Here is a 4919-nt window from a genome sequence, read left to right as displayed (position 1 = left end):
CTCCGGGAAGGACGCCGCACTCGGTATGTGATCCAACCCCGCCAGCACTTCCGCCATCCCGCCGAAGCACATCAGGAAGTCGGTGCACTCCTGGCGATCTTCGCTCCCCACTAACGGACGCCTACGAAGGGAATCACCAATGAGAACCCGAGCCACAGCCCTTCCGGGCTCCGGGCTACTCCTGACCGGGGCCCTGTTCCTGACCGGTTGCGACGACACACAACTGCCGGAAACCCCAGGATTAGAAGAACAAGACGGCGAAGACCCAGACCAGGGCGATAATCCTGACGACCAGGACGAAGAGCAGGACGAAGAGCAGGACCAAGAGCAGGACGGGGGCTAGAGGCAGCAAGGCCGGCCTGAAGCATCCAGGGACCCAAAAGGTTGGGAGACAGATATGACGAAGGAGTATTCAGCATCTCGGCACTGCCGTGAACGGCTGGCACAGCAGGATCGAAGGTGCAGGTTCCTCACATACCACCGTCTGGGATGTCCGGCGACCCGCTTTGTCGTCGGCCGCAACAGGATTGCGCGTGAACTCAACGGCAGGAAGCGCTGGTTTTCGCAGGCGCTTCGCCCGACATGACGGCGATGAGCCATGATCATCGTGTTGGTTGGAGTGGACGGGGCGGGCAAAAGCACAGCAGGTCGGCTGCTCGCGCAGCGACTCGCCGCCGCAGAGTATCCTGCGACCTTCACCATGAACCGTTCGGGCCGACGCAGTATCACTACGTGGTGTAAGCGACGCAACATCCAACCTCCAACCTCCAGTGGTTCTACTCGATGCGATAGAGACCAGCATTCGCTGCATCATCGTGCTGGTGTCTCACCTGCGCGCCAAGGTCGGATCCGGGGTCCTCATCATGGACAGGTACCTCTACTGTCAGGTGGCGCTCCGACGGGCGCGGGGGCTGCGTTCAGGATGGCTGCTGCCTTTCCTGCTCAAAGTCCTACCGGCCCCGGATATCGTTTTCTACTTCGACGTCCCGGCTGACATCGCGTACTGCAGAGTCCGTCGCCGAGCCGCGGACACCGAGACCTTCGAGCACTTGCAGGCGTTCGATGCGGCATACCGGAACTGAAGAACTTTCCGTCCTTCGTCGCTATCGACGCGAGCCTCCCCTCCGAGCAGCTCGTCGAGAACATGCCGCAAAATCTCGGGGTGTGCGGATTGGGACTCCAATGAGGACTGGACGCAGAAACACCTATGCGGGCCCGCAGATTAGCCCTCCGCGCAACCGATCGATGACAGGCAGCAACACCGAACTCATCGCGTGGCTGTTCATGCGATGGTCCGGCACGCTCCTGGTAGTCCTGATCTTCGTGCACCTCTTCGTAAACCTCATGCTCGGCGACGGCATCCAACAAATTGATTTCGCTTTCGTCGCCGGAAAATGGGCGCACCCCTTCTGGCAATGGTTCGACCTGATCATGCTCTGGCTCGCCATGCTCCACGGCAGCAACGGACTCCGCGTCATCATCAACGATTACGCCGACACCGCCAGGATGCGCCTGATGCTCAAAGCCGTCCTGCTCACCTGCTCGGCAACCATCATCGCGCTCGGATCACTCGTCATCTTCACCTTCGACCCCTGCCCCACCCAAGCCGCCACAGAATCACTGCCCGCATTCTGCGCATCACCTAGTGAATCGAGCACCGCATCCTGAACGATCGTCCATAGAACACTCTTTCCACTCAGCCCACAAAACGGCGCGTCGTGTTCTATGGGCCGTGTCCGAGACCTATGTGTTGCTACCTACGTTGGCGGTACAGTTTGTGAATGGCATCTGTTGGTTACGCGCGTGTGTCGACTCGGGAGCAGAATCTTGATGATCAGACCGACGCTCTGGAGGCTGCGGGTTGCGAGAGGTTTTCATCGAGCACGCGTCCGGTGTTCTCGCGAAGCGGCCGGCACTCGATGACGCTCTGGATTATCTGCGTGCAGGGGACACCCTCATCGTGACGAAGCTCGATCGGCTCGGCCGGTCGGTGCGGAACCTGAAGGAGGTCGTCGACGGGCTTCAGCAGCAGGGCGTGGGCTTGAAGGCTTTGTCGCAGGGTATTGATACGACGACCCCTGGTGGGCGGTTGTTCTTTCACATGCTCGCAGCGATTGCGGAGTTCGAGCACGATCTGATCGTTGAGCGTACGAAGGACGGTCTCGCTGCGGCCCGGGCTCGCGGCCGCAAGGGTGGGGGTCGGTTCAAGATGACGCCGACGAAGGCCCGTCAGGCACGAGCGATGTATGACGAGAAGTCGTACACGGTGCAGCAGATCGCGGAAACGTTCGGTGTTCGCGCGGCACCATCTACCGCCACCTTGGTGAAGACGTCAGGGCATAGGCGGGCTACTGACCGTGGTGCAGCGCAGCGTCCAGGACAAGCTCACACTACTGCGCCAGCACGACGACGGTGTCCCATGGACCCGTATCGCCGCCGAATCAGGGGTGCCGCTACGCACTCTCAACAGGTGGGCCCCGAGATACCGCCTCGATTCGGCTTCCACCAGCGTGCAACGATCTCACCGGGTTGACCGCGGCACCAGGCGCATTCCATCGGAGCTTGTCGAAGCGATCGAGGAATTGGCGCTTCGGCGGCCGGCACCGACAGCGGCGTTCATCCACCGACGGGTGGGCGACATCGCCCGTGAGCTCGGACTCGCGGCGCCGAGCTATTCCAGTGTGCGCACGATCATCGCCTCAATCGACCCGGGCCTTAGAACCCTCGCCCAGCACGGCGATACCGCCTACCGGAACCACTTCGAACTGGTCTCCGCCGGACCGCGAGCCGTCCGAACGAGCAGTGGCAGGCCGATCACACCCTGCTTGACGTCATATCCTCGACAAGACCGGCGCCCCGGTGCGGCCATGGCTGACCGTGGTGCTCGATGACTACTCGCGTGCCGTCGCCGGCTACACCGTATTCATCGGTGCGCCCACCGCCGAGCAGACCGCGCTGGCATTGCATCAGGCCGTGAACCGCAAGACGAGTTCCGTCTGGCAAGTGTGCGGTCTGCCCGATGTTCTCTACAGCGACCATGGCTCCGATTTCACGTCCGCCCGACTCGAGCAGGTATGCCTGGACACCCACATCCAACTCATCCACTCCAGGGTCGGCGTCCCGCAGGGACGCGGGAAGATCGAGCGGTTCTACGGCACCATCACCACCGAACTTCTGCCGCACCTGCCCGGGAACATCCCGCATGGAATGAACGGGAACCCCGTCTCACCTCCGGCGTTGAGCCTTGAACAGCTCGATGGAATCCTTGAACGGTTCATCGTCGCCGACTACAACCAGCGCCCGCACTCCCAGACCGGAGAAGCACCCGCGTACCGTTGGGGCGCATCCGGGGTTCATCCCGCGCAGCCCAGCCCGGCCCGATGACCTGGATCTGCTGTTGCTCACTGCCGCTGCCACGCGAAAGGTGCAGCGCGATGGCGTCCAATTCGCCTCCACCCGCTACATCTCGCCCGTCCTCGCCGCTTACGTCGGTGAGCACGTCACCGTGCGGTTCAACCCGCGCGACGTCGGCGAGATCCAGATCTACTTCAACGATGAGTACCTCTGCCGAGCGATTGCCCCGGAATTCGCCGCGAGCTCCGTCTCGCTTCAAGAGCGGCAAGCCGCCCGGTCGCAACGACGGCGCGATCTCAAGCAACAGTTACGGCAGAGGCGCAGCCTCGCCGACGCGATTCCCTCCGACACCCGCTATGTCCCGCGTGAACCAGCCGACCCGGAACCGGTCACCACCCCGATAATCGTTGATGAAAAAGCCCCACCACGACACGGATTGCGTCTCTATGCCACCGACTAACCCGGGCCACAGCGTCCTCAGCAAGGGAGAGGACGGCCGCAGATTCCTCTCCGGCACATTCGGAGAGGTCAACACCAGCGCCCCGCCGCTACCGGACCGACCCCCTTTCCAGGCCACCCGTGAGCATCGCCGCTTCACCGAATTCGCCGACACCGTCCGCTCCCACCGCTACATCGGCCTCTGCTCGCAAGACGTTCTATGCGATACGGGCCAGGGCACTTGATGAAGGCCAGGCCGCAGCCCTGGAGCCACGCTCACGCCGCCCGAAAACTTCGCCAACCCGGTTGTCCGAGGACCTCAAGCAAGAGGCGCTGAATGTGCGTGCCGCCCTGGAGTCTTCCGGGCTGGATCATGGGCCGATCAGTGTGCACGACAAAATGGTGTCCTTGGGGATGCACGTGCCCTCGCCGGCTTCGCTGGCGCGGATCTTCCGGGAGAAGAACGTGGCCCGGTCCGAACCGAAGAAGAAACCCCGGGCCGCGTACCGCAGGTTCGTCTACCCGGCTCCGAACGCCTGCTGGCAGCTGGATGCCACCGAGTACGTACTCACCGGTGGGCGCAAGTGCGTGATCTTCCAACTGCAAGATGATCATTCACGCCTTGCGGTCGCCTCCCACGTAGCATCCGGCGAAACGAGCGAAGCGGCCCTGGCGGTCGTGGCCAAGGGCATCGCAGCCCTTGGGGTGCCGCAGCGATTGCTGACCGACAACGGTATGGCGCTCAACCCCTCACGTCGCGGGTGGGAAGGCCGGCTGGTCACCTATGTGTCCTCGCTTGGGGTCGAGGCGATCACCGGAAAACCGTATAAAACCGACCACGCAGGGAAAGAACGAGCGGTTTCATCAGACCCTGTTCCGGTGGCTGGACAAGCAGGCTCTTACCCATACCCACGAAGAGCTCCAAGCCCACGTCGACCGGTTTGACCTGATCTATAACACCGAGCGCCCGCACCAGGGATTGCCAGGGCGTATCACCCCGCGGCAGTCGTGGGACGCCACGCCCGTCGCCGAAGCGCCCAGGCCGAAACCACCACTGCCGGTTCTTCCCGTGCCACAGGTGCCGGGGCCGGTGGCCCATCCTCCGTCCGCCACCGAACCGGTGGCGG

At 62.8% G+C, this 4919-nt stretch carries 6 protein-coding genes and 2 pseudogenes; all 8 read left to right on the top strand.

The genetic code is table 11. The features are described from left to right. Window positions 1-139 precede the first annotated feature (139 nt). Entirely contained in the window at window positions 140-343 is a 204-nt protein-coding gene (locus Y708_RS0106950) for a hypothetical protein (protein WP_028279366.1), read from the top strand. A gap of 478 nt (window positions 344-821) precedes the next feature. Then, entirely contained in the window at window positions 822-1082 is a 261-nt protein-coding gene (locus Y708_RS30935; RefSeq protein WP_253905724.1) for a nucleoside/nucleotide kinase family protein, read from the top strand. Window positions 1083-1245: 163 nt separating this feature from the next. Continuing rightward, complete coding sequence (locus Y708_RS0106940; protein WP_253905723.1) at window positions 1246-1668, top strand: succinate dehydrogenase hydrophobic membrane anchor subunit; 423 nt, start codon at window positions 1246-1248, stop codon at window positions 1666-1668. Between the two features lie 113 nt (window positions 1669-1781). After that, window positions 1782-2131, top strand: a pseudogene (locus tag Y708_RS30930) (recombinase family protein); the annotation flags it as partial. Between the two features lie 226 nt (window positions 2132-2357). Next, on the top strand, window positions 2358-2891 hold the full coding sequence (locus Y708_RS30925) for a helix-turn-helix domain-containing protein (protein ID WP_343212958.1): 534 nt from the start codon (window positions 2358-2360) through the stop codon (window positions 2889-2891). Beyond that, complete coding sequence (locus Y708_RS30920; RefSeq protein WP_253905721.1) at window positions 2860-3384, top strand: DDE-type integrase/transposase/recombinase; 525 nt, start codon at window positions 2860-2862, stop codon at window positions 3382-3384. The genes Y708_RS30925 and Y708_RS30920 overlap by 32 nt, the downstream gene beginning before the upstream one ends. A gap of 13 nt (window positions 3385-3397) precedes the next feature. Next, a complete protein-coding gene (locus tag Y708_RS30915) occupies window positions 3398-3814 on the top strand; it encodes a Mu transposase C-terminal domain-containing protein (protein WP_253905720.1) in 417 nt (138 codons plus the stop codon). Window positions 3815-3939: 125 nt separating this feature from the next. Then, window positions 3940-4858 (top strand): annotated as a pseudogene (locus Y708_RS23470) (integrase core domain-containing protein); the annotation flags it as partial. Window positions 4859-4919 lie beyond the last annotated feature (61 nt).

The organism is Arthrobacter sp. H5, assembly GCF_000520595.1.
Taxonomy (GTDB): domain Bacteria; phylum Actinomycetota; class Actinomycetes; order Actinomycetales; family Micrococcaceae; genus Arthrobacter_D.
This window is presented reverse-complemented; position numbering and strand designations above follow the sequence as displayed.